Source organism: Novosphingobium sp. AAP93 (assembly GCF_001296055.1).
In the GTDB taxonomy this organism is placed as follows: domain Bacteria; phylum Pseudomonadota; class Alphaproteobacteria; order Sphingomonadales; family Sphingomonadaceae; genus Novosphingobium.
The window spans coordinates 1-25,403 of sequence record NZ_LJHZ01000134.1 but is presented as its reverse complement, the minus strand read 5'-3'; the positions used below and the strand labels follow the sequence as shown (position 1 = coordinate 25,403).

The window sequence follows — 25,403 nt, the reverse complement described above, 5'->3', positions numbered from 1 at the left end:
CTCTGTTCAAAAAACCCGAACGGTCACAGCTTCGCCAGCAGCGCAGCCGCGCTCTCGGCGATGCGTGCCTTCTCCGCATCGGCAAACTTGTCATAGGTCCGCACCATCTGCGCCATGCGCGGATTGCCGCCGATCTTTTCCCGGTGGCGCGCGATGAAGTCCCAGTAGAGCGGGTTGAACGGGCAGGCATTTGGTCCGGTGCGCTGCTTCACGTCATACCGGCAAGTGCCGCAGTAGTTCGACATGCGGTTGATATAGGCCCCGCTCGCCGCATAGGGCTTAGAGGCCAGCAGACCGCCATCGGCGAACTGGCTCATCCCCACCGTGTTGGGCAGCTCCACCCATTCATAGGCATCGGCATAGACGCCGAGATACCATTCATGGAGCTCGTGCGGATCGATCCCGGCAAGCAGCGCGAAGGTGCCTGTCACCATCAAGCGCTGGATGTGGTGGGCATAGGCATGCTGACGCGTCTGGGTGACAGCGGCGCGGACGCAGGCCATCTCGGTTTCCGCCGTCCAGTAGAACGCGGGCAGCGGGCGCGTGTGTTCAAGGAAATTGCGCCGCTCGTAGCCGGGCGCGGTCAGCCAGTAGATCCCGCGCACATATTCGCGCCAGCCGATGATCTGGCGGATGAAGCCCTCGGCGGCATTGAGTGGCACGCGGCCTGCCTGCCATTCCGCCTCGACCGCGCGGCAGACTTCCAGCGGATCGAGCAGCCCGCAATTGAGATACTGCGCAATGACGGCATGGTAGAGGAACGGCTCGCCCTCCAGCATCGCGTCCTGATAGTCGCCGAAGCGGGGCAGCGCGCGCTTCACGAAGGCCGCGAAGGCGGCTTCGGCGTCGGGGCGGATGACGGCGAACTGGAAGGGTTCGAGATCGCCGAAGTGGTTGTCAAACCGCGCCGCGACCAGCGCCATGACCTCCGCCGTGATGGCATCTGGCGCAAACACCGGCGGGCGCGGCATGAACAGATCGGGCGCGGCGGCCTTGCGGTTCTCCGCGTCGTAGTTCCACTCGCCGCCCGCCGGTTTGTCGCCCTCCATCAGGAGGCCGGTGCGGCGGCGCATCTCGCGGTAGAAATACTCCATCCGCAGCGCCTTGCGGCCTTCCGCCCACTCGCGGAACACCGGCAGCGGGCAGATGAAGCGCGTGTCGGGGAGAATCTCGACGGGAAGACCGAACTGCGCCTCCCACCCTGCGAACATCTGCGCCACGCGCCATTCGCCTGCCTCGGTGACGAGGATGCTGTCCGGCTTCTGCGCAGCGACAGCCCGCGCCACTTCGCCCGTGAAGCTGCCGGTGTTACCCGGATCATCGAGCTTCACATAGTCCACTGTCCAGCCCAGCCCACGCAGCTCCTCGGCGAAATGGCGCATCGCGCTGAAGAGGAACGCGATCTTCTTCTTGTGGTGGCGGACGTACGTCGCTTCCTCGCTGACTTCGGCCATCAGCACCCGGTCGCGCGCCTTGTCCGCCGCCTGAAGCGAGGACAGCGCCGGGCTGAGCTGATCGCCCAGCACAAGGACCAGCCGGCTCACAGGTCGAGCGCCAATTGCGTGGTCGGCGCGCGGCGACGCGATTTCTGGCCCGTCATCGGCATGCCCGCTTTCCGGCTGCCATGCTTCTCGGCAATGCGGCTGGCCGTCACGCGGTGCCCCGAGCCCTTGCGTACCGCATGCAAGGCATCGCGGGCGGCAGCGGCGGCTTTCACATGATCGACAATCGGCGGCGGATAGCCAAGGCCTGCTGTGCTTTCCCACTTCCACGGCTCATGGATCAGCGGGGTGGGCACATCGGCAACCTCCGGCACCCACCGCCGCACAAACAGGCCTTCCGGGTCCTGATCATGGCCCTGCTTCACCGGATTGTAGACCCGCATCGTGTTGATCCCCGTGGTGCCCGATTGCATCTGCACCTGGCTCCAGTGAATGCCCGGCTCATAGTCGACGAATTGCCGCGCCAGATGTAGCCCCGTCGCGCGCCAAGGCAGCCAGAGCTGGTAGCTGGCGAACGAGACCAGCATTGCCCGCATCCGAAAATTGAGCCAGCCATGCGCTGCCAGCGCGCGCATGCAGGCATCGACGAAAGGATAGCCGGTGCGACCCTCGCGCCATGCCGCCAAGCGCTCGGCATCGAGCTCATCGGGGCGCAGGCCATTGTAGGCAGGGTGCAGGTTCTCGAACTCGATGCGCGGCTCGTCCTCCAGCTTCTGCATGAAATGGCAGTGCCAGTGCTGGCGCCCGGTGAACGAGATCATCGAGGCCCGCCAGCTGCGCGCCGCTGCACGCTCATCCCCGCGCAGCCCCTTGAGCCGCGCCGCACTCGCCTGCGCGACTTCACGCATCGAAAGCGTGCCCCACGTGAGGTGCGGCGAGAGGCGCGAGCTGGCATCAAACGCCGTCACCGGGCTCGACATCTGCCAGCGATAGTCCCTGCCGCGTAGCTCGAGAAAGCTGGCGAGGGTGGCAAGCGCCGCGACGCGCCCACCACGCTGGCGGTTTGGACAAGGATCGGGAGCAAGGCCAAGATCACACGCCTGCGGAATGCGCATGGGCCAATCCGGGCCGAGCGGCTTTAATGCGGCGGGCGGCGCGGTGAGCTCTTCAGCCATGCGCCGATCCCAACTGCGTGCCCAGCCGTGGCGCGATTTCAGGCGGCGGATCACACCGTTCTGCGGCAGCTCATGCCACGGCACACCCACCTCGCGCGCCCATGCGGCGACCGCCTTGTCGCGCGCATAGGTCCAGCCGTTGCCGGTTTCCTCGTGGCTCCACAGTGCGGCAATGCCGTGACGCTCATGGATCTTGCGCAGCACCGCCACTGCATCACCGCGCACCACGCAGAGCGGTTGCCCCAGCGCACCCAGCACCGCCTGCAATTCCGCGAGGCATTCGGCCGCGAAGTCCCATTGCCGCGCAGACGCATCCTCCTCGGCCCATAACCCTGGTTCGGCAATGTACAGCGGCAGCACCGGCCCGTGTTCGGCAGCAAGCGCCAGCGGGCGATGATCCGCGATGCGCAGGTCGCGCTTGAACCACACGACCTGCAGCGGCACTTTCACAGCATCCCCTCGGCGCGCAAGTGCCCCTCGATCTCGGCATCGAAGGCAAAGAACCCGCGCCGTGCATGGGGCCAGAGGCCCGCATCCCAGCGCCGCCGCACTGGGCGCAGCGCGATCCCCTCGGCCGCCAACACAGGTTCCAGTCCGGCCAGCGCATCGGCGACCGGGCCGACCGGGGCACAAGGCGTTAGGACCTGACGCGCGCCGACAGCCCGCGCCGCTGAAAGCAGCGTCTCAGCATCGAGCCTGTCCGCCAGAGTGGAGCCGCAGCCGAAGTGCGTTTCGGCGCGTGTGGCGGCATCGGCCATGGCTTCGCCCGCAAAACGCCGCGCCGCATCGCCCCAAAGCAGTGCCGGATCGCATGCGGCAAGCACCCCGCGCACAGGCGCATCGGCAGCAAACAGCGATTCTGCATTGAGGTCTTCGTGATGCACCAGCAGCAGGCTCGGCGCAGCCATATCGGGCGTAGCCAGCGCCTCCAGCTTGCCTGCGGGCCCAACCGGTGGTTCGGTCAGCGCGGCCGCTTCCTCCGCCAGTCCGCGCGGCGCAAAACGGCCTTCGGTGTAGCGCGCGATATTGTCCGCCCGCGCGAGATAGGTCTTGCCCGCCGTCTGCAGCCCCGCCACCCAGCGCCATGAGAGCGTGTTGCTTGCCGGGTCGGCGTCGATAAGGTGGCGCAGGAAAAAGTCTGCCCCCAGCGTCCACGGCAGGCGCAAGGTGAAGATCCAGATCGAGGCGAACCACATGCGGGCGTGGTTGTGGAGATAGCCCGTCTCGACCAGTTCCCGCGCCCAGGCATCGAAGCAATCGATCCCGGTGCGTCCCGCTTCTGCCGCCATGACATCGGCCTCACGCTTCGCCGCATCGCGCTCGGCAAGGAAGCGCTGCCACACCGCCGGGCGCAGTTCGACCCAGCCTTTCCAATAGGTCCGCCAGCAGACTTCCTGAATGAACTTGCCCGCCGCGTTGAAGCTGTGCCGACCCAGCACTTCGGCCACCACGTCCTGCTCGGTCACCAGCCGGTAGCGCACGACAGACGAAAGGCGCGAGACGGCAGAGGGCTTGCCGGGCCCCGGATCGGTGTTGCGCCCTGAAGCATAGGACGCCCCGGCGCGTGGCACGAAACGGCGGAGGTGATCAAGCGCAGCACGGCGTGTAGGGAGAGGCAGCATCCCCTTGCCCTTGGCCCCGCACGCTGTTGCGGCCCAGATGGTCATGCGGGCAAGTGCCTGTCCAGAATACAAGTACTTGTCGCGCGGGCATTTCGCGAAAATGGCCAAAGCGTAATGTTCTGCTCACACCGCCGACGGGCACCGCGCCCTAGATGGGCTTTCGACGATGGGCGCCAGTCACGGGATGCGTGACGTGACGGTCCCCTGTTCCGCTTTCCGGTCCGGCGTCCATCGTCACCCAGCCCGGCTGCTACGAACCCAGCCCGTGCGAGAGCAATGCCTCCTGCGCGCGGCTCTATCGTCTCCGGCGCAAGCCTTGAGGAACAGACCCGTGTCTCGTCCGATCTTCTTCGATCCCACCGGCCGCCGCCGCCGCCTGACCCGCCGCGGCGCGTTCATCGGGCTCATCGTGCTGCTCGTAGCCGCGCTGGTCTTCGCGACGACCGTGGTGACGGTTCCCCCCGCAGCGCCGCTGCCCCTGGGCTTCGAGCGGCAGGCGCCGTTCCCGCTGAAGACGCAGGTCAGCCGCATCTCGCACAAGATCTTGCATGAACTGAACCAGCTGCTCGGCCGCCACAACCCTGCCACCGGACGGGACACCGGCCAGGCGCTCAACGTCGGCTTCTACACTTCGTGGTCGGACGGCAGCGCGGAGACGCTGCGTCGCCATGTCAGCCAGCTCGACTGGGTTGCGCCGACGCTGTTTTCGCTGGGCCATGGCGGCAATCTGGTGGTGACCGATGATGCGCCGATGCGCCGCATCCTCACCTCTGCCATCCACCGCCCGCTGGTGGTGCCGGTGCTGCAGAACGCCGCCAACGCCAAGTGGGATGGCGCAGGGGCAACCGCCGTCATGGAAAGCCCAGCCCGCCGCGCCGCGCTGGTGAACCAGATCGATGTTGCACTCGACAGATCGGGGGACGGCGGCGTCATGGTCGACTTCGAGAACCTGCCCAAGCCCGGTATCGCTGCGCTCCGCACCTTCGTTGCCGATCTCCATGCCCGACTCGCGCCCAAGCACCGCGTCGTTGCAGTGACGATGCCGATCGACGATGCGGACTGGTCCGCCAAGCGGCTGGCCGAGGTCGCCGACAAGGTCGTGCTGATGGCCTACGACGAGCACTGGCAGGGCGGCGAGCCCGGGCCGATCGCCTCGAACGGCTGGTTTGCCGGCCACCTTACCGATCAGCTCAAGGGGCTGGCCCCGAACAAGGTCATCGTTGCGCTCGGCAACTATGGCTACGACTGGTACAAGGGTCACGCCGATGTCCAGACTGTCGAAGAAGCCTGGCTTTCCGCGCATGACAGCGGGACCACGCCCACATGGGACAAGGTGAGCGGCAACACCGGCTTCGGCTATCTCGACGATCAGGACATCAACGCCGCGACCCCGCCTGAGCGGCATCAGGTGTGGATGCTCGATGCCGCCACCAGCTGGAACCAGATGCAGATGCTCTCCCGCCTCGGTGTCGGCTCGGTCGCGCTGTGGCGGCTGGGATCGGAGGACCCCGGCTTCTGGGACGTGCTCAGGACATGGCGCAGCGGACACGGCGCCGTGCCCGATCTCGGCCGGATCAAGGAGACCAGCAACGTCGATGTCGAAGGCAATGGCGAGATCCTGCGCATCGATGCGACGCCCGAAGAAGGCGCGCGCCAGATCCACTATACCGTCGCGCAGTTCGGCCGCCCTTCTCTGATCGACGACGAGCGCTATGGCACGCTGCCGACGCCCTATGTCGTGCGCCGCACCGGCGATCGGCCCAAGCTCGTCGCGCTGACCTTCGACGATGGGCCGGACCCGAAGTACACGCCCGAAGTGCTTTCGGTGCTCGAGCGCTACCACGTGCCCGCCACCTTCTTCATCATCGGCGAGAATGGCGTGGCCGGGCGCAGCCTGCTTCAGCGCATGGTTGCCGACGGCGACGAGATCGGCAACCACAGCTACACCCACCCCAACATGGCCGAGGATTCCGAGACCGGCGTGAAGCTGGAACTCAACGCCACGCAGCGCCTGATCGAGGCCTATACCGGCCGCTCCACCCGGCTGTTCCGCGCGCCCTATTTCGGCGACGCCGAGCCGACGACGGCGGACGAAATCGGGCCCGCGCTGATCGCGCAGAAGGAAGGCTACACCGTCGTCGGCCTCCACGCCGATCCGGGCGACTGGATGAAGCGCAGCGCGGACGACATCGTCGCGCGCACCGTCGACGCGGTCGAGCATGCCACGCCCGACCGCAGCGCCAACGTGATCCTGCTGCACGACGGTGGCGGCAACCGCGAGCAGACCGTGGCGGCACTGCCGCGCATCATCGAGCGGCTGGAAGCGGATGGCTACCGCCTTGTGCCAGCCTCGACGCTGGCCGGGCTCAAGCGCGACGACGTGATGCCGCAGGTCAAGGGCTGGGACCTCGCCGCGGTGCGCGTCGACGTCGCGATCTTCTCGGTGCTCGCGCTGCTGCTGGCCGCGCTCAACTGGAGCTTCTTCTTCGCGATCGCCCTGGGCGTGATCCGCGCGCTGGGGCTGACCGGGCTGGCGCTCGTACCGGATCGCCGCAAGGTGCCCGCTCTGGACAATGGCTACCAGCCTGTCGTCAGCGTGATCATCCCCGCCTACAACGAAGAGCGCGTGATCGAGGCTTCGGTGCACCGCATCCTCGCAAGCGACTATCCGCACATGGAAGTGATCGTGGCGGATGACGGCTCGAAGGACCGCACCAGCGCCATCGTCGCGGCGGCTTTCGGGGACAATCCGCGCGTGCGGCTGATGACCATGGTCAACGGCGGCAAGGCCTCCGCGCTCAATCGTGCGCTGGCCGTCGCGACCGGGGAAATCGTCGTCGCGCTCGATGCCGATACCCAGTTCGAGCCGCAGACCATCGCGCGGCTGGTGCGCTGGTTCGAGAACGCGCGCGTCGGCGCCGTCGCAGGCAATGCCAAGGTCGGCAACCGGGTCAATCTGGTCACCCGCTGGCAGGCGGTGGAATACATCACCGCGCAGAACATCGAACGGCGCGCGCTGACCCGCTTCGGCGCGATCATGGTCGTGCCCGGTGCGGTCGGCGCTTGGCGGCGCAGTGCGCTCAATGATGTCGGCGGCTATCCGGAAGACACGCTGGCCGAGGATCAGGACCTCACCATCGCGATCCAGCGCAAGGGCTGGAAGGTGTGCTACGACGAAGATGCCGTCGCCTGGACGGAAGCGCCCGAGACGCTCGCCGCGCTGTCCAAGCAGCGCTTCCGCTGGGCTTTCGGCACGCTGCAGTGCCTGTGGAAGCACCGCGCGGTGCTGTGGGCGCGCAAGCCCGCCGGGCTATCGTTTGTCGGCATGCCGCAAGCGTGGCTGTTCCAGATCCTCTTCGCGCTGATTTCGCCGCTGATCGATCTCGCACTCGCCGTCTCGATTGTCGGCACCGTTCTGCGCGTCATGCAGCATGGCTGGGCGCAGACGCAGACCGATGTGCTGCGCATGGGGCTCTACTGGGCCGCATTCACCTTCATCGACCTCGTCTGCGGCTGGGTCGCCTACCGGCTCGACGTGCGCGAGCGGCGCTTCCCGCCGATCCTGCTGCTCAGCCAGCGCTTCGTCTATCGCCAGCTGATGTACAGCGTGGTGATCCGCGCGGTGGGTGCGGCTCTGCAGGGCCTCGGCATCGGCTGGGGGAAGCTGGAGCGCACGGGCCGCGTCTCAGCAGGGCAGGCGCAAGGTGGCAACCAGGCCCTTGCCGCCTGAGGGGCCGCCGGCAGCAGGATCGCCAAGCACGAAGCTTCCACCGTGGAGCCGCGCCACCGCGGCGACCATGGCAAGGCCCAATCCGCCGCCGGGCCGGGTGCGCGCATCGTCAAGCCGGACGAAGCGTTCGACCACGCGCGCCCGGTCAGGCAGCGCAATGCCCGGGCCATTGTCCTCTACCGCGATTTCGGCCCAGATCATGCCATCCGCATCCGGGACAGCGCGAGTGCTGACGACCACGGCATTGCCGCCATACTTGAGCGCATTGTCGATCAGGTTGGCGAGTGCGCGGGAAATCAGCTCTCGGTCAGCCGGTGCGGTAACCGGCTCCAGCCGCGCTTCCAGCCGCACTTCGGACTGTTCGGCGAGCGGATCGTAAAGCTCGACCAGATCTTCCGCCACAGCCGCCAGATCGAGCGGGCGGCGGCGATCCTCGACTGCGCCGCCCTCGATCAGGCTGATCTCCAGCGCATTCTCCAGCATCGTGCGCAAGGCATCCGCATCCGCACGCGCGGCTTGCAGTGCCTCGATCGCTCGCGGCTCCTCTGCCCGCGCAAGCGCAAGATCGATCGCCGCCGAGAGCCGCGTGACGGGGGAGCGCAGATCATGCGCCAGCGCGCCGGAAACCGCGCTCAACTGTCCGACCAGTTCGCCGATCCGCTCGGCCATGAGGTTGACCTGCTGGCGCAAGTGATCGAAGCCGTCCCCCGTTCCCTCGATCGGCACGCGCGCGCCAAAGTTGCCTGAGGCCAGCTCCGCAGCGGTCTCGGCGATGAGGTGGGTACGCCGACTGATCACAAAGCCGACGACGACCGCACTCAGCAGCGCCATCAGCACGGCGACGGCGATGGTCAGCTCCGCGGTCGAGGCAAAGGCGAGGTTGATGCGCCGCTCGGCGAGGCTGACCACTCCGACGACGAGCCGCTCGCCATCGGGCAACTGGCCGACAAGGGCGACACCTTCGCTTGGGGGCTGGTCCGGCCCGCGCCGTACGGCAACGTGCTGCGGCTTGGTCGAGACCGGAATGTCCGGCACCTGCACGAGGTTGCTGAGGACCGGCGCGTCCTTGCCGATCAGCGCAACGAAGACGGCAGGATCGGCCGCGCTGCCCCGCCGGGCGGTGATGTATTCGGCGAGTTCCTCGCGCCCGCCGTCGTAGTAGGCCGCAAGCAGGTCATCGCGCACGTCGGTAACCTGCCGCTCGCGGTCGATCCGCACCACATCGAGCATCTGCCCGCGCAGAAACACGATGACGAGCGCGCTGGAAAGCAGCTGAAGCACGAAGATCGCCGTCACCAGCCGCACCATCGTCGGCGAGAGACCACGGCGAACCGCGCGGCGAACGGTGCGCGCCGGCATGGTCGGGTCAGTCCGCCGCGAGCCGGTAGCCCGCCCCGCGCACGGTGTGGAACAGGGTCTGCTCCTCGCCGTCGTCGATCTTGCGGCGCAGGCGGCTGATGTGGACGTCGATCACGTTGGTGCCGGGATCGAAGTGGTAATCCCACACCGCCTCGAGCAGCATCGTGCGCGTCACCACCTCGCCCGCATGCATCAGCATGTATTCGAGCAGGCGGAACTCGCGCGGCTGCAGCGCGATCTTGCGCGCCCCCCGGCGCACCTGCCGCGTCAGCCGGTCAAGCTCGAGATCGGCGCAGCGCAGCGTGGTGTCCTGGACCTGCCGAACAGCGCCGCTCGCCCGGCGCAGCAAGGCCTGAATGCGCGCGAGCAGCTCTCCGAACGAGAACGGCTTTCCGAGGTAGTCGTCCGCGCCCGCAGTCAGCCCGGCAATGCGATCATCGGTGCTGGCAAGCGCGGAGAGCATGATCACCGGCGTTGCCATTTCCGCCGCGCGCATGGCCTTGAGCAGCGCGAGGCCGTCCATGCCCGGCAGCATCCTGTCCAGCACCACAACATCGAACTGGCTGTCTGTCGCCAGGAACAGCCCGTCGCGGCCATTGCCGGCGTGGTCGACGGTAAAACCTTCCTCGGCAAGCCCGGACCTGATGTAGTCCGCGATCTGTGGGTCATCCTCGACGAGCAGAATGCGTCCTGCCACTGGGTCATTTCCATGTTGCAACTAAAGCGGAATATCGGATTTCCACAATGGATGCCGCAGCAGCCACTCGCAAGAGCTTTCCCGCGCCGATGGCATAACCTGCCGCGTGGCCGATCAGCCCGACCTGAACGCCCGCTTTACCACGGCGAAATGTTGCTGAAATTTTCCGCTAAGCCATCGCGCAAAATCACGTTAAGACGCGCGCAAATCGGACCGAACAGCCTGCCCGGGGGCAGGGTCTAGGGCGATTTTGCACTGATCAATCCCGGTGCGCGATGACGCGGCGCGCTGGACTTAGTACCACACGGGCACCGTTTGCCACCCTTGGCGACGTTCCCCATGCCGGATGACGAGATACCGATGGACAGCAAAGCCCTGATCGCCCGAACTTTCACGCAAGCGGCCAAGAATGCGGCAAACCTCCTCGCCACTGCCGCTCCGGCTGCCCTGATGGTCGGCGTGACCCCCGCGCTGGCGGACACCACTGTCAGCACCGCGACGACGACCCCGCTGGTCACTTCGACCGCCGGTGCGGTCACCGTGGCCAGCGGCGGCACGATCAAGCTCGACACCGGCACGGCGGTGACGGTCGATGCATCGCAGAATGTGACAGTCGCCAGCGGCGGCACGCTCGACATGGGCGCGGGCAACGGCGCTGCGGGCGTGATCGTGAACAGCGGGACGACCTCCAATGTCTCCAACGCCGGCACGATCCAGGTACTCGAGACCTTTACCCCTCCCGATACCGACAACAACGGTATCCCCGAAGGCCCGATCGCGCAGGCAACCGGGCGCTATGGCATCCGCGTGGCGCCAGGCGGGACGGCAACGGGCACGATCTCCAATACCGGAACGATCACCGTCGACGGCCTCAATTCGGCGGGCATCGCGGTTGATTCCGCGCTGACCGGCTCGGTCACCAACACCGGCACGATCCGCATCCGGGGTGACAACTCGGTCGGTATCCGCACCGGTGCAGTTTCCGGCAACGTTTCGGCGGGCGGCTCGATCGCCGTGGTCGGCAGCGGCACCCAGGCGCTGGTGGTAAACGGCGATGTCGGCGGTCTGGTCAAGATCAACGGCGCACTTTCGCAGTTGCCGTCCTACACTGCGGACAGCGGCGCAACGCAGAACCTGCCGCGCAGCGCGCTCTCCACCGGCAAGGCCGCGGTCGAGATCAACGGCAACGTGGCTGGCGGCGTGATTGTCACGACGGCTTCGGGCAGCGGCACGACGGCGGAAACGACCGGTACGATCGCCTCGATCGGCAATAGCCCGGCGCTCCAGATCGGCGGTGCCAACAACATCACCATCGGCGGCGGCACGAGCAGCACGGGCACCTATTCGGTCGCCATCGACGGCAGCGTCAGCGCCAACGCCACTTTCAGCTCCACCAATGCCTCGGCCGTGGTGATCGGCGGCAAGGGCGGCAATGTCACGCTTACCAAGGGCATCGGCGTCGGCGGCAGCGTGACCGCGACCACCGTGGACGCGGGCGCGGCGGCGATCCTCGTCAACGCCGGTTCGACCGTCCCCTCGCTCTACAACAATGGCACGATCAGCGCAGTGATCAGCCAGCCGGGCATCGGCTCGTCGGCAGCGATCAGGGACCTTTCGGGCACGCTGACCACGATCACCAACAACAAGACCATCTCGGTGACCGGTTCGAGCGAGGACCAGCTGGCGGCGATCGACGTCTCGGCCAATACCACGGGCGTGACGATCAGGCAGGCGCTCAACAGCACCGATGCGGCCTCGCAGACCACCGACAAGGCGGCCACCGGCTATGATCCCGATACCGCCAAGGTCTACACCTCGATCCGGGGCAACATCTACACCGGCAGCGGCAACGATACGCTCGACATCGCCTCGGGCACCGTCACCGGCAACAGCTTCCTCGGCGCGGGCAACGATGTCGTGAAGCTGGCGGACGATGCCAAGTACACCGGCAACGTGGATTTCGGCAGCGGCACGGCTTCGCTGGCGATGACAGGCAATTCGCGCTTCACCGGCACACTGATCCTGAACGATCAGGTCGGCACGCTGACGCTTGCCGACAAGGCGATCTACCGTGGCACCGTGACCGGCGGTTCGCAGCTGGCCGTTACCGTGAACGGCGGTACCTTCGGCGCGAACTCGGCGGTCACGACCACGGTCAAGTCGATCGACTTCGGCGCCAACGGCACACTGGGCGTCTATGTCGACGGCGCCACCGGGACGGCATCCAAGCTCGTCGCCGATACTGCCAGCTTCGCCAGCGGCGCTAAGATCTCTGCGCGGGTCACCTCGCTTGCCAAGGCGGAAGGCACCTACACCGTGCTCAGCGCGGGCACGCTCACCGGCGGCAACAATGTCGCGACCTCGGCGCTCAACCTGCCGGTTCTGTTCAAGGGCACCGTCGCGGCTGTGGGCAACAATGTCACGCTGACGATCGCCCGCAAGTCGGCGAGCGAGATCGGGCTCAACACCCCGCAGTCGCAGGCCTACAACGCGATCCTCGCCAATGCGGCCAAGGACACGCTGCTGCAATCGAGCCTGCTGCAGGCGGCGGATACCGCCACGCTGCAGACCCAGTTCAACCAGATGCTGCCCGACTATGCCGGCGGCACGCTTGATTTCCTTTCGCGCGGGATGCGGCTTGCCTCGCGCCGGATCGACGATGATTCGAGCTGGTTCACGATCAGCAGCGCCGGTGGGTGGATCGAGCCGATCTACTTCAGGGGCAAGCAGAAGGCCGGCGCGACGCAAGGGTTCACCAACAGCGGCGGCGGGCTCTCGCTCGGCTTCGAGAAGGCATTCGGTTTCGGCCATATCGGCGCGTCGTTCACTTACCTGACCGGCAACTCGACCACCGACGCCACGCAGAAGGTCAAGGTCAGCAACATCGAGCTCGCCGGCTTCTGGCGCCTCGCCTCGGGGCCGTTCTACGCCTATGCCCGCGTCGGCTGGGGCCGCCCCTCGTTCACCTCGACCCGCACCTTCACCGGCGCGGTCGACAACCAGTCGTTCGGCTACAGCGCGAGCGGCAAGTGGAAGGGCACGCTGATTTCGGGCTCGGGCGGCCTGTCCTATGCCCTCTCGGTCGGCGATCACTTCAAGCTGAAGCCGCGTGCCGCGATCGAATACTTCCGCCTGAAGGAAAACGGCTACACCGAGACCGGCAACGCACCGCTGGCGCTGACGCTGGCAAGCCGGACCAGCCAGCTGGTGAACGCCAAGACCACGCTGGTGGCCAGCTGGAGCAGCGCGCCGGGCGACTACGAGAACCGCCCCTTCACCATCGAGGTCGAAGGCGGCCGTCGCAGCCGCATCTCGGGCGAAGTCGGCAACACGCTCGCCACCTTCAACCGCGGCGCGACAAGCGGGGGCGACAGCTTCACGCTGACCGGCCAGCAGCTGCCGTCGGCGTGGGTTGGCGAAGTCAGCCTGCTGCAGGGCGGGCTCGACTACACGTGGAAGATCGGCTTCGGCTACGAAAAGCTGCAAGGCGGCGGCACCGGCTATTCGGGCCGCGCCTCGCTCGCGATCGCGCTCTGAGGCGCGCCGCACAGCGCAAGCGATCAGGGGGTGGCCGCAGGGCCGCCCCCTTTTTCGTTTCAGGCCTGCACCAGCGCGCTTTGCGCCTGGAACCACGGCACCATCCGCGCGATGGCTTCCTCGACCAGCAGGGTCGAGACCGCAAAACTGAAGCGCACGAAGCGGTGCCCGTCGACCGGGTCGAAATCGATCCCCGGTGCCGTGGCGACGCCCGTCTCCTCGAGCAGGCGGATGCAGAACGCCATCGAATCCTGCGTCAGGTGGCCGACGTCGGCATAGACATAGAACGCCCCGTCCGGCGGGGCGATCCGCGCCAGACCCATTGCCGGGAGCGCAGCCAGCAGCAAGTCGCGATTGCGCGCATAGGTCCGCACATGCCTGTCCAGCTCCTCGCCGCAATCGAGCGCGGCAAGGCCCGCGTGCTGGCTGAGCGAGGGCGGGGTGAGGAACAGATTGCCCATCCGCGCGCGCGCCTGCCCGACAAGGTCCTCGGGCACGACCAGCCAGCCGAGCCGCCAGCCCGGCATGCTGAAATACTTCGAGAAGCTGTTGACCACGATCGCTTGCCGCTCGAACGGCAGCATCGAGCTGGCGGGCGCGCCATACGTGATGCCCTGGTAGATCTCGTCCGAGACGATATGGATGCCGCGCGCGCGGCAGACTTCGGCGATGGCGGCCATTTCCTCTGTCGCGATCACCGTGCCGGTCGGATTGGCGGGGCTGGCGATGATCACCCCGTCCGGAGCGGGATCGAGCGCGGCCAGCGCGGCGGCGGTGATCTGGTAGCCGACGTCCGGCCCGCAGGGCAGCTCGACCGGCTCGATCGACAGCGCACGCAAGGTGTTGCGATAGGCCACATAGCCGGGCCGGGCGATGGCAACCCGCGCGCCCGGGGCAAAGCGCAGCGAAAGCGCGATCACGAGCGCGGGCGAGGCACCGCAGGTCAGCACGATCTGCTCAGGCGAGACCGCAACCCCGGTCGTCTCTTCCATGTAGCGGGCCAGGCGCGCGAGCAGCTCGGTGCTTTCCCAATAGCCCTTGTCCTCCTCGTCCAGCACGGCACGGGCGCGGGCAAGCGCGGCAGCGGGCGCACCGGTCGAAGGCTGGCCATACTCCATGCGGATGACCGAACGCCCCTCGGCCATCAGGCGCTGGGCAATGGCTGAAATGGTGATGGCGTGAAAGGGTTCGAGCTGAGGTGTCATGCCCGAGGGCCTAGCACCGGGCATGATGCGGCGCAAAGGCGCTGGAGTTGACATCCGGCGGCCTGCGCGCGAGCCTTGCGTGCTGATCCGGGCGGACCAATCGCACCGGACAGTGGGAGAGCCAGACATGTCCACACCATCCGCGAGCGCGGGTGCGCCGCCGCAGCTGCCCTTGGGGCAGGCCGCCATCGTCACGCTGGGCGTCATCGTCGTCATCGCCGGGTTTGTCGCGCTTGGCGCATGGCTACATGTCACGCCGCTCTACGCGGGCTTCCTGCTGCTGTGGGCATGGTCGGCGCTGCACCAGCTTTCAATGAGGGCATTGCCAGGCGCGCTCATCGGTGCGCTGACGGGCGCGGGCATGAGCTTCCTGCTCCAGACCGGCGCGGCCACCGGCAATACGGCACTCGTCATTGCGGCGCTGCTGTTGATGGTGGGCGCGGTGTTCCTCGTCGTCGCAGGCCGCGCGACACTCGTATGCAACCAGAGCACAATGCTGTTCATCACCGTGCTCAACGCGCCGGTGATCCAGAAGGGCGAGGATTTCCGGCAGGTGATCGTGGCCATCACGCTCGGCGCGCTATGGTTCGGCGTGGTCGCCTGGGTGATCAGCCGGATCGTGCCGGCGCCCTCAACGGCGGCTGCAGCGTCCTAGCACTTCGCCTGCGGCTGGGTCGGCGAGGGATTCTTGATGCCGGTCAGGTCGCGGTCATCGCGAACGTAAAGCGCTGCTTCCTTGCGGATGACCTTGGAGGGGATAAGGCTGCCGAGAAAGAACGGCTTGTAGTTGTAGGCGACCTCGACGAACATGATCGCCGTACTGGGATCGGCAGTCATCTTCGTGGTCGTGTAGCCCATTCCGGCGAACGAAGTTCCGGTGAGGCCGGTGCCCTCCACACCATAGCGCGAGACATAGGCAGTATTGCCCCAGCATCGCTGCCATGCGATCCACTGGCCGCCGCTGCCGTTGACCTGGAGGCTGGAGACGATCACACGGCCGCGCTGCGGAATCTGGAGATCTTCCGCTTGCAAGGCAGCGCCGCGGAACACCTGATTCATGTCGAATTCGCGGAACAGAGGTGCACCGTTCACCTGCGTCTGCTTGGCCCTGCTCGCGTTGTCCGCAACCGTGATGGCGAGCTGATTGAGCCGCACGTGGATCAGCGCAAGGTTCACCACTTCGACACCACTCAAGGTGAGCGCCATCAGAAACGGCATGGCAAGGCCAAGCTCGACCGCGCTCACTGCGGCAGTGCTGCGGGCGAGACGGTGGGCAAAGCGGCCAAACCGGCCCGATGTCACGCCGCCTGTCCGGCGGTAATGCATCATGTCGGACATACCGATACCCCCGTGCGGGTGGACTGTGTCGCGTAAGGCTGGTTCATCAGAATGGTCGTCTGGGGGACCGTCTGATACTCCGGCAGGCCGAACATCTTGGCGAAGCCGAACCACTGCTTGTACGAGACGGTGACAGTGTAGACGACAATGTCGTTCGCACTGCCAAGGCCGGTCTTGCCCAAATCGGCGTCCCAGGTGTTGTTCCCGTTCATGTCGACGAAACATTCCTTGTTATCGTAGACACCATTGCCGTTGCTGTCGGTAAAGTCCTCGGGTTTGCCCACCGAGGTGAAGTCGGCGTAGTTCTTGCGCGTGAACGTGATGTTCGCTGTCGGCATGACGTACTTGATCGAATTGGCCACCAGCGTGTCGAGCGTGGTCTGGTTCGTCTGCCCGCTCTGCAGCGAGGACTTGCGCGCCGCGGCATTGATCGACCCGGTGAGGACGGTGCGCACGTAATAGCCCTGCGCCACTTGCAGCGAACCGAACACGATGAGGAACAGGATCGGCGCGGTCAGGCCGAACTCGACCGCGCTGACCCCACGCTTGTCCCGCAGCAGCGACCGCGTGCGCATCCGGCGCAGGACGCCCGGGAGGAAACGATGAGCCATCACTTGTTGATCCGCAGGTCGGCCACCTGGCCGGCAATGAACTTGAAGGTGTTGTTGAGCGCGGTCGTGTCGCTCGCGTAGTACGCGCGCCCGGCCGTCGCGCAGGTCTGCATCTGCGTGGTGATCGCCGTGCCGAAGCCGATCAGCCACACCGTGTAGCCGGCGTTCTTTGCCTTGGTGCAGGCCGCGAGGAAGCGGTTGTTGTGATAGTTGGTCAGCGTGGTGTTGTTGGAACCATTCGGCGCGACGCGGTTGTCGTACAGTTCCTGGCCATAGGCACTGTAGGCTGTGGTGGTCGGCGCCATTTCACCGTCGGTCATGAAGATGATATGGCGGCTGACCGAGGGATACTTCACCGGGTCGGCATTCACATTCGACTGGAAGATGCCGGTCGTGCTGCCAAGCCGCGCGCCCCACAGCATGCCGATGTCGTGATAGGTGCTGCCATTGGCGACCAGAGTGTTGACATAGGTATCCAGCCAGCTCGGCACCACGGTCGGATTGGTGGTATCGACTTCGGTGAACAGCATCGCCTTTGGCGGGCACTGCGAGCCGACGCGATAGGTATCGCTCTGCAAAGATGTCTCGGTGCGCGAAACGACATTGGTGCTGCCGCGATACCATTCGAGATCGTTCTCGTTGAGCTTCCACTGCGTGGTAGGATCAGTGGAGACCGGAGCCGAATCGATGTCGAAGTCCTTCGCGCCGCTCGGCACCGGGTTCATGGCGAGGTTCTGCACCGTCTGGCGCTCCTCGATGCAGCCGTCCCATCGCGCATTGGTAATCGTGAGGCCTGAAACGCCCTGCGTGCCGTTCAGGGCGGCTAGCGCAACCATATCGTAAGTCGTGCGTGTGGGGACCGTAGTCGTCGCGGAAACATTGGTTACGACTGGAACTGTACCCATGCCCTTGAACGCCCTCACATCGATGGACGTGTTCTGGAAGATCCAGTTGGTGAACTGGTAGCGCAGCTGGTAATTCGTGGTCGTCGCCGTGGAGACGTTGCGCACGCATGTCCCGATCGCGGAGCTGCCGGAGCCGGAGGTCTTCGTCCATGAGCGGTACGAGTAAGTGGCCCAGGTCGTGTCGGCAGGCGGTGGCCCTCCGGCGACAGTGGCCGGATTGCTGCCCGCGGTCGGGTAGCTGTTGGTGCCGTAGCTGTTGCACTGCGTTTGGGTAATCGCCGAGCCGAAGGTCTGGGTCGTGGCGGTGGCCGGACCGGTTGTGCCGATGTAGACGGGCGTATCGAACTTCGCGAGCGCGGTCTGGAACGGTTGCAAATCTGCGAAGTAGCTCGTCGGCATTTGCCCCGCGGCGACGATGCCACCCAGATTGACAGTCGCCGTGTAGGGTACGAAGCCGAAGCGGATGCGCGTGTTGGTCTTGTCGACGACGGCAGCCGCGACGGTCTTGTAGAAATTGCGGATCGCGTCGCGCAGACCCATGATCTTCGACGTGCTGCTGCTGTTGCAGTTGGTCCCGTCAGGATTGCACGCCATCGAGCCGGTGGTGTCGAGCACGAACATCACGTCCGCGCTCGCCATCTGCAGTTCGGCGCTGCATTGCACCGTCAGCGTGATGCTCTTGAATCCGAACACGCCCATGATCACCGTGGGCATCTGGGTTGTCGCGGTACCGCTGATCGCGCCGGTGCCGCTCGAAGCGGTGGTAAAGGTGACGTTCTGCGAATTGGTGGCAAGCGGGTTGAAGTTGAAGTTGAACATCTTGTTCGCCTTCGCCGTCTCCGACGTGCCGTACGTACCCGAAGTCGCCATCGCCTTGCGGCCTGCCAGCACGCCCGCGTCGCAGGCGTTCTGCAGGCTCGTCTTGGTCATGTAGGCGCGCGCCATGTCGGTCCCGCTGCCGACAAGGCTGACGAGCAGGATGATCGTGGCCAGCGCGATGCCCATCGTCGTGCCCGCCGTATCGCGCAGCAGGCTGCCGATCAGGACACGCATCACGGCGCGGATCTGGCCTTCCGGTGCATTTGAGCGGCGCGGCATCTGGCGTTCGTCCTCCAAAGGCAAGGCCACCTCCCCCAAACGCCGCGACTCCGCCCAGACAGACGGAAAGCGGGCACGAGGGTGACCCAATCTCAGTCCATGCAGGCCAATCGCCTTCCAAATCGTAAATTTGCTGAAAAAACTTGTCTCCGCAGCCTAACGCAGACGCCGCAAGCACGGCGGCGGCAATGGTAAACGCGCTGGTAGCGCTCAGGCGCAGCGGGTTTGGCAAGAGCGCGCGGAACGCAGCACCGAGGGTTTCACGGTGGTGCAATCCCCGATCAGGTTACCTTCGCCTCGCTCGGCATTCCCTTCTCAGCGCTCTCTTCCACCCAACAGAACGCCCTGATCGCGGCAAGCAAGGTGAACCACGCCGAGCATGCCCGCGCCAAGCCAGACAAGCCGCCCGCCAAGGATCAGGAGCGACCCGGCAAGCTCGACCGCGATGGTCAGCGCGGCGCGTGTGCAGCGGCACCGTGGGGATCAACGCGCATGGCCTGCTTGATGTGGCGCTGCCCTTTGGCGGCATGAATCAATCGGGATTTGGCCGGGAATACGGCGCGGAAGGCGTGCTGGCCTATACCGAACTCAAATCGGTGGCCGCGCTGCTGGGGGCCTAGCGAGGCTGGATGAGGCGCCTTCTCGAGGCGGGCGCCACATCAGGAATCGACCGTGCCACCGCGCGGCCTAGCCACGCGGCTCGCCCATGCGCACCAGATCGGCGAGCATCCGGGTGGTCGGCGTGGCCACGTCGGCCTGCTCGGCCATGCGCACGATCGCGCCGTTGATCGATTCGATTTCCGTCCGGCGTCCGGCCAGCCGGTCCTGCAGCATCGAAGGCTTGTGTGCCTTGTGATTGGCGAGTGCGAAATCGATCTTGGCGAGGACACGTGCCGCCAGAAAACAGCCCATGGCGCCCGCGCCGACAATCGCAATTTTCGAGATCATGATCTGGTCCCTTACGTGTACGCGCGAATTTTCGGGGATCGGTGGAGGTCGTCAATCATGCATCGGGAGAAAGTTCAGAATCATGCGTGCAGCCTGCGGCAGGAGGCCGGTACGCCGACGGTAAAGCAGCATCTGCCGCTCGGTTTCGAGCGCCGGAACGTCCAGCTGGCGCATGGTCCCGCTGGCGAGGTGCGGCGCCACAAGCGGACCCGGCAGCCAGCACAGCAGGCGGCTGGCGGCGGAGACCGCGATCATGGTTTCGACCGAGGCCGTCTCGACCGGGACGGGCGGCATCGGCAGACCGTGCTCGCGAAAACGGCCGGCAAAATGGACGCGCGGGGTGGCGGTGGAGCCGGGCATGACCCAGCTCTCGGCGGCAAGGTCCGCCATGGTGGGGTTATCGGCAATCGGGTTTTCCGCCGCGCAGAACACACCGAACCGGTCGGTGTAGGCGCAAGTGCCCACGGCCTCGACCGCGTCGGATTCGAGCGGTGCGGCGGTGACTACCAGATCCACCTTGCGATCGAGCAGCGCGCCGAGCAGATCGCCGTCAGTGCCTTCGCGCATTTCGACCGAGAGATCCGGATAGGCCTCGATCAGGGCGGCGGCAGCGCGGGTGACGAGCGTGCGCATCACCGCCGCCACCGCGCCGATGCGCACCACGCCGCGCCGGAGCCCGCGCAGGGCGTCGAGCTGATCGCGTGCGGCCTGCATCTCGAATGCGAGGAGGCGGGCGTGTTCGAGCAGGATCTCGCCCGCCGCCGTCACGACCATTCCCTTGCTCTGCCGGTCGAACAGGCGGTGGCCCAGGTTCTGCTCCATCCCCTGTATCATCCGGCTCAGCGAAGGCTGGGTGAGGTGGACCAATGCCGCAGCGCGGCCCAGACTGCCGGTCTCAGCAACGGCAAGAAAGGCGCGAAGTTGACGTTCATCAAAAGTCATACGCTCAACGTATGGCTTTTCCCAAAGAATGCAATTGTAGGCATGGCAAATGCACGGCATCCTCTTCAAGAGGTCGCTGACAGCGCGGCTCGTCGGGGGAACTATGCCAACTGTTCGCGATATCACGATCGGCCTACTGCGCGAGCTGGGAATGACCACGATATTCGGCAATCCCGGCTCGACCGAACTGCCGATGTTCCGGGATTTTCCAGCCGATTTCCGCTATGTGATGGGCCTGCAGGAAAGCGTCGTGCTCGGCATGGCGGACGGCTTTGCGCAAGGCACCGGCAATGCCGCGATCATCAACCTGCACAGCTCCGCAGGCGTCGGCCATGCGCTGGGCAACCTGTTCACCGCCTTCAAGAACCAGACCCCGCTGGTGGTGACGGCGGGCCAGCAGGCGCGTTCGATCCTGCCGTATGAGCCGTTCCTCTTCGCCGAGCGGGCGACCGAGTTCCCGCAGCCGTTCGTGAAATGGGCCTGCGAGCCGGCGCGGGCGCAGGATGTGCCTGCCGCCATCGCGCGGGCCTATGTCGTGGCGATGGAGCCGCCTTGCGGACCGACGTTCGTTTCGATCCCGATCGACGACTGGGACCAGCCGGGTGAGCCGTTCAAAGCGCGCAAGGTGTATTCTGCCCGCGCGCCGGAAGCGGCGGCTATTGCCGAATGCGCCGACGCGCTGGCCCGTGCCACCCGGCCCGCCTTTGTCGTGGGCGCCGGCGTTGCGCGCGACGGGGCGTGGGACGAGGTGATCGCGCTGGCCGAGCAGCATCAGGCCGCTGTCTGGGTCGCTCCGATGTCGGCCCGCTGCAGCTTTCCGGAAAGCCACCCGCTGTTCGCCGGCTTCCTGACCGCCGGGCGTGAAGCCATCGTGGCGTCTCTTTCTTCGCACGATTTCGTGCTGGCGCTGGGCGGACCGATGAATCTCTACCATGTCGAGGGGCTGGGGCCGCATATCGCGCAGGGAACCGAAGTCTGGCTGATCGGCGACAATTCGGTTCATGCCGCATGGGCGCCGGTGGGGACGGCGATCATCGCCAACACGCGGCTGGCTTTGGCGAAGTTGCTGGAGAGTGCTCCCGCTTCGCCGCGTACCGCACCGTGCCCGCGCGCCCTGCCGCCGGTGCTCGACGGGTCGGCCATGACCGATTCCTACGTGCTTCAGCACCTTGCCGCTCTGCGCGATCCCGCGAGCGTGATCGTGGAGGAAGCACCATCCACGCGCGGGACGATGCACGATTATCTGCCGATTCTCGTCAAGGACACTTTCTATACCTGCGCCAGCGGAGGGCTAGGTCATGGCCTCCCTGCCGCTGTCGGTATGGCGCTGGCGCGGCCTGGCGAAAAGGTGATCGCAGTTCTGGGCGATGGCTCTTCGATGTATGCGATCCAGGGGCTCCATGCGGCTGCGCAGCTGGGAGTGCCGGTGAGCTTCGTGATCCTGAAGAACCGCCGCTACGAAGCGCTGCACAGCTTCGGTCGGCTGTTCGGGATGCAAACACTTGTCGGCACGCAGTTTCCCGAGCTCGATTTCTGCTCGCTGGCGAAGGGCCACGGCATCGAGGGGCGCAGCGCGGCCGATGCGGCGGCGCTCGATGCGGCTTTGCAATGGTCGCTGGCGGCGGACAAGCCGACGCTGGTCGAAGCCGTGATCGACTGAGAAAGGGGACGAGGCCGTGGATGTGACCAGGTTCGTTGACGATCGCCCCGAAGACGGGGTGTTTCGCGTCAATCGCGCGATCTTCACCGATCAGGCGGTCTTTGACCGCGAGATAGCGCAGATTTTTGAAGGTGGCTGGGTCTTTCTCGGGATCGAATCCCAGGCGGAGAACCCGCACGATTTCTTCACGACCACGATAGGCCGCGTGCCGGTCATGGTCCAGCGCGATGGCGAGGGCATCTTGCACGCCTTCGTCAATTCCTGCCCGCACAAGGGCGCGCGGCTGGCGCAGACGCGCGCGGGCAATGCGCGGCTCCATGTGTGCCCCTATCACAGCTGGAGCTTCGACAGCGCGGGTCGCAGCAAGGCCGTGAAGTGGCAGAAGGCCGGCTGCTACAGCGCGGCCTTCGAGCAGGGCGATCACGGCCTTGCCGCGCTGCCGAGGTTCGAGGCCTATCGCGGTTTCCTGTTCGGCAGCGTGGCCGCCGACGTCATGCCCTTGACAGACTATCTCGGCGAGGCGGCGAAACTGCTCGATCTCGTCGCGGACCAGAGCGAACAGGGTCTCGAACTGGTCCCGGGGCAGGTGACCTTCACCTATGAGGCGAATTGGAAGCTGCAGCTGGAAAACTGTTCGGACGCCTACCACTTCACCTCGGCGCACCCTTCCTACATCCGCGTGCTGGAGCGGCGGCAGCAGGAGATGAGTGCCGACGTGGTGGCCTCGGTCTGGGAAAACAGCGACTACTGGAAGGAAGAGGCGCAAGGCGTCGCAGGCGGGAGCTACAGCTTCACGAACGGGCACGTGCTCAATTGGGGCATCTTTGGCGTAACCCCGGCGATCCCGCTCTACGAAAGCGCCGGCGCGCTGGCCGAGCGGCATGGCGAGGGGCGGCGCGACTGGATGTTCAACATGCGCAACCTGACGATCTTCCCCAATCTGCAGGTCGCGGAAAATGCCTCGAGCCAGCTGCGCGTGATCCGTCCGCTCGCGCCGGGCCTGACCGAAATGCGCACATGGTGTATCGCGCCAAAGGGCGAGAGCGCCGCCGCGCGCCGCCAGCGCATCCGCCAGTACGAGGACTTCTTCAACCCCACCGGCATGGCGACGCCGGACGACACCGTCTCCTACGAGAACTGCCAGATCGGCTACGGCGGTACGGTGGAGCCCTGGCTGCAAGGCTATGCCCGCGGCATGACCGCGACGGTGGAAGGCGGCAACCGCTTCTCTGATCTGCTCGGCATGAACCCGGCGCGCAGCGTGCTCGCGGATTCGCAGCTTTGCGACGAGACGCTGTTCCACAGCTACTACCGCGCCTGGGCGCAGCGCATGGCCGGGGGAGAGGCGGCATGAGCAACCCGCTGACCCGCGCCGAGGCGGAGGACCTGCTCTTCCGCGAGGCCCTGCTGATCGACACGCAGCGCTTTGCGGAATGGCTGGAGCTGTTCACCCCCGATGTGGAGTTCTGGATGCCGGCCTGGCGCGACGAGAACGCCACAACCGAGGACCCGGACCGCGAGCTTTCGCTGATCTACTACAAGGGTCGCCGCAATCTGGAGGACCGGGTGATGCGCCTGACCTCAGGGCTTTCGGTCGCGTCGCTACCCCTGCCGCGCGTGGTGCATCAGGTGACCAACGTGCTGGTGCTGGAGGCGGACGAGGCCACGGCCAGCGTCTGCGCCGCCTTTACCTGCCACCGCTTCGATGTGCGGATGAACCGCACCGACTGCTTCTTCGGAAGGTACGACTACCGGCTGGTGCGGCAGGACAGCGCGTGGCTGATCGCGCGCAAGAAGATCACCCTGCTCAACGATACCGTGCCGACGGTGGTGGACATCAATTCGATCTGAGAGCGCTTGCGATTTGCTGCATGCGCAGGAGGTCTGCGATCAAATGCCCACCCCATGAAGCAATCGGACTTATGACATCATTCGAGTGGATTTCGTCACGGTACGTTTGCTGCAATGAGCTACGAACCCCTCCAGCCCGCGCCTTGTCGCGCGGCCGACAGGACTGCGCAGGTCATCACGCCCATATCCCGATTGTCAGACCATTCGCGCGCCAGCAACAGCTACTCGGGAATGGGGGAAGGTAAGCACACCCCACACGACTTGTCACAGGCTGTAAGATTTTGAAATAAGTATGTAAATTGGTCATTCTGGACCGTTCGTCGCTTTCCCGTCACTCTGACTTTCAGGTCTTTCTGCCAGTCAGGTCACCGTATCGGGAGGCGAAAACCGCACAAATCCGCACCCTTCATGTTCTTGACATGTTCCATATACCGATGTAATGTGCTTCTTACTTTCGCAGGGTGACCAGGCTCCTTCGTTTGAAGGAATCTGCCAATGATACGATTGAAGATTTGCCAAGTTTACGGCTTGGGCGAACTGCGCTCACATGAGTGCCCTGCGGTGCAAGCGAGCAGTCTGGACCCCGTGGCCGCAACGAGCGTGGAGGCGGGCCAATGATCCGTCGCACAACAAACATAACCACCCCCCATGGAAAACAACTGGCATTGCCATTTGGTCGGGAGAAGCGCTCCGAGGCGCTCCCACTGGAACCCTTCACGGTCCGCATCTCGGAGGCGATGCGCCTCACCGGACTTCGCCGGTCCAAGGTCTACGAGCTCATCGCCTCAGGCGAACTAGAGGTGATCAAAGTAGGTCGGTGTAGCCTTGTGGTGGTCGCCAGCCTGCGAGCGCTGATAGAGCGCGGGCGGCAGGCTCAATCATGATACGCTGTGCCCGAATTTGGGCCGAAGGATCGTGGCGCCCGCGCGCAACTGGTCCAGGTAGTCGGACCAGTGCTGCATCATCCGGACGCGCTCGTCCCAGTACTGACCGCGCGCGTAGGCGCGCCGGATCGAGTTGCCGTCGGCGTGCGCCAATTGCCGCTCGATCGCATCCGGATTCCAGGTCCCCATTTCGTTGAGCAAGGTGGCGGCCATGGCGCGGAAGCCATGGCCCGTCATCTGATCCTTGCTGAACCCGAGGCGCCGAAGCGCTGCGTTGATCGTGTTATCCGACATAGGCCGATCGACTGACCTCAGCGATGGAAATAGAAAATCGCTGTAGCCGGTGACCTGCCACGGGTAATTTCCTCCAGTTGCGATTAGAGTCCGGCCCTCACGAGG

At 65.6% G+C, this 25,403-nt stretch carries 20 protein-coding genes; 8 read left to right on the top strand and 12 right to left on the bottom strand.

What is annotated here, in order from left to right; all coding sequences use genetic code 11:
* Nucleotides 1–23: 23 nt before the first annotated feature.
* The 3 genes from IP83_RS18650 to IP83_RS18640 are packed head-to-tail and all read right to left on the bottom strand — an operon-like array spanning nt 24 to nt 4,239.
* Complete coding sequence (locus IP83_RS18650) at nt 24–1,544, bottom strand: cryptochrome/photolyase family protein (protein WP_054123739.1); 1,521 nt, start codon at nt 1,542–1,544, stop codon at nt 24–26.
* Nucleotides 1,541–3,067 (bottom strand): deoxyribodipyrimidine photo-lyase, encoded by a 1,527-nt coding sequence (locus IP83_RS18645; protein WP_156309868.1) that lies wholly within the window; start codon nt 3,065–3,067, stop codon nt 1,541–1,543. Before IP83_RS18645 ends, IP83_RS18650 begins: the two co-directional genes overlap by 4 nt.
* On the bottom strand, nt 3,064–4,239 hold the full coding sequence (locus tag IP83_RS18640; protein WP_197274450.1) for an FAD-binding domain-containing protein: 1,176 nt from the start codon (nt 4,237–4,239) through the stop codon (nt 3,064–3,066). Before IP83_RS18640 ends, IP83_RS18645 begins: the two co-directional genes overlap by 4 nt.
* A gap of 331 nt (nt 4,240–4,570) precedes the next feature.
* Between IP83_RS18640 and IP83_RS18635 the strand changes: the two genes are divergently transcribed.
* Nucleotides 4,571–7,969: a glycosyltransferase gene (locus IP83_RS18635; RefSeq protein ID WP_054123737.1), complete on the top strand. Its 3,399-nt coding sequence runs from the start codon at nt 4,571–4,573 to the stop codon at nt 7,967–7,969.
* Here the strand turns inward: IP83_RS18635 and IP83_RS18630 are convergent.
* Complete coding sequence (locus tag IP83_RS18630; RefSeq protein WP_231625133.1) at nt 7,925–9,328, bottom strand: HAMP domain-containing sensor histidine kinase; 1,404 nt, start codon at nt 9,326–9,328, stop codon at nt 7,925–7,927. The two genes, IP83_RS18635 and IP83_RS18630, sit on opposite strands and share 45 nt — an antisense overlap.
* Before the next feature lie 7 nt (nt 9,329–9,335).
* Entirely contained in the window at nt 9,336–10,025 is a 690-nt protein-coding gene (locus IP83_RS18625) for a response regulator transcription factor (protein WP_054123735.1), read from the bottom strand.
* 360 nt (nt 10,026–10,385) lie between these two features.
* Between IP83_RS18625 and IP83_RS18620 the strand changes: the two genes are divergently transcribed.
* Nucleotides 10,386–13,562 carry an autotransporter domain-containing protein gene (locus tag IP83_RS18620; RefSeq protein ID WP_082364847.1) on the top strand — a complete coding sequence of 1,059 codons (3,177 nt, stop codon included), beginning with the start codon at nt 10,386–10,388 and terminating at the stop codon, nt 13,560–13,562.
* 59 nt (nt 13,563–13,621) lie between these two features.
* On the opposite strand, the gene IP83_RS18615 is transcribed toward IP83_RS18620, so the two are convergent.
* Nucleotides 13,622–14,767, bottom strand: a complete 1,146-nt coding sequence (locus tag IP83_RS18615; protein WP_054123734.1) for an aminotransferase class I/II-fold pyridoxal phosphate-dependent enzyme — start codon at nt 14,765–14,767, stop codon at nt 13,622–13,624.
* 127 nt (nt 14,768–14,894) lie between these two features.
* Here IP83_RS18615 and IP83_RS18610 point away from each other — a divergent pair, with 127 nt between their 5' ends.
* On the top strand, nt 14,895–15,422 hold the full coding sequence (locus IP83_RS18610) for a hypothetical protein (protein WP_054123733.1): 528 nt from the start codon (nt 14,895–14,897) through the stop codon (nt 15,420–15,422).
* Here the strand turns inward: IP83_RS18610 and IP83_RS18605 are convergent.
* The 3 genes from IP83_RS18605 to IP83_RS18595 are packed head-to-tail and all read right to left on the bottom strand — an operon-like array spanning nt 15,419 to nt 18,719.
* Entirely contained in the window at nt 15,419–16,105 is a 687-nt protein-coding gene (locus IP83_RS18605; protein ID WP_054123732.1) for a TadE/TadG family type IV pilus assembly protein, read from the bottom strand. The genes IP83_RS18610 and IP83_RS18605 overlap by 4 nt on opposite strands.
* On the bottom strand, nt 16,093–16,716 hold the full coding sequence (locus IP83_RS18600) for a TadE/TadG family type IV pilus assembly protein (RefSeq protein ID WP_054123731.1): 624 nt from the start codon (nt 16,714–16,716) through the stop codon (nt 16,093–16,095). Before IP83_RS18600 ends, IP83_RS18605 begins: the two co-directional genes overlap by 13 nt.
* Nucleotides 16,716–18,719, bottom strand: a complete 2,004-nt coding sequence (locus IP83_RS18595) for a TadE/TadG family type IV pilus assembly protein (protein ID WP_156309866.1) — start codon at nt 18,717–18,719, stop codon at nt 16,716–16,718. The genes IP83_RS18600 and IP83_RS18595 overlap by 1 nt, the downstream gene beginning before the upstream one ends.
* Nucleotides 18,720–19,195: 476 nt before the next feature.
* On the opposite strand from IP83_RS18595, the gene IP83_RS21015 reads away from it, so the two are divergent.
* Nucleotides 19,196–19,339: an aldehyde dehydrogenase family protein gene (locus IP83_RS21015; RefSeq protein WP_231625132.1), complete on the top strand. Its 144-nt coding sequence runs from the start codon at nt 19,196–19,198 to the stop codon at nt 19,337–19,339.
* Nucleotides 19,340–19,406: 67 nt separating this feature from the next.
* On the opposite strand, the gene IP83_RS18590 is transcribed toward IP83_RS21015, so the two are convergent.
* Nucleotides 19,407–19,667: a ketopantoate reductase C-terminal domain-containing protein gene (locus tag IP83_RS18590; RefSeq protein ID WP_054123729.1), complete on the bottom strand. Its 261-nt coding sequence runs from the start codon at nt 19,665–19,667 to the stop codon at nt 19,407–19,409.
* 51 nt (nt 19,668–19,718) lie between these two features.
* Nucleotides 19,719–20,609: a LysR family transcriptional regulator gene (locus IP83_RS18585; RefSeq protein WP_054123728.1), complete on the bottom strand. Its 891-nt coding sequence runs from the start codon at nt 20,607–20,609 to the stop codon at nt 19,719–19,721.
* Between the two features lie 49 nt (nt 20,610–20,658).
* Between IP83_RS18585 and mdlC the strand changes: the two genes are divergently transcribed.
* The 4 genes from mdlC (at nt 20,659) to IP83_RS21010 (ending at nt 25,004) form a co-directional block, all read left to right on the top strand.
* Nucleotides 20,659–22,269, top strand: coding sequence for a benzoylformate decarboxylase (mdlC, locus tag IP83_RS18580; RefSeq protein WP_369817042.1), 1,611 nt, complete (start codon nt 20,659–20,661; stop codon nt 22,267–22,269).
* A gap of 22 nt (nt 22,270–22,291) precedes the next feature.
* Nucleotides 22,292–23,623: an SRPBCC family protein gene (locus tag IP83_RS18575; RefSeq protein WP_231625130.1), complete on the top strand. Its 1,332-nt coding sequence runs from the start codon at nt 22,292–22,294 to the stop codon at nt 23,621–23,623.
* Nucleotides 23,620–24,120 carry an aromatic-ring-hydroxylating dioxygenase subunit beta gene (locus IP83_RS18570; protein ID WP_054123726.1) on the top strand — a complete coding sequence of 167 codons (501 nt, stop codon included), beginning with the start codon at nt 23,620–23,622 and terminating at the stop codon, nt 24,118–24,120. The genes IP83_RS18575 and IP83_RS18570 overlap by 4 nt, the downstream gene beginning before the upstream one ends.
* 614 nt (nt 24,121–24,734) lie before the next feature.
* Entirely contained in the window at nt 24,735–25,004 is a 270-nt protein-coding gene (locus IP83_RS21010) for a helix-turn-helix domain-containing protein (RefSeq protein ID WP_082364845.1), read from the top strand.
* On the opposite strand, the gene IP83_RS18565 is transcribed toward IP83_RS21010, so the two are convergent.
* A partial coding sequence (locus IP83_RS18565; RefSeq protein WP_156309861.1) for a tyrosine-type recombinase/integrase occupies nt 24,999–25,403 on the bottom strand: 405 nt, incomplete at its 5' end. The two genes, IP83_RS21010 and IP83_RS18565, sit on opposite strands and share 6 nt — an antisense overlap.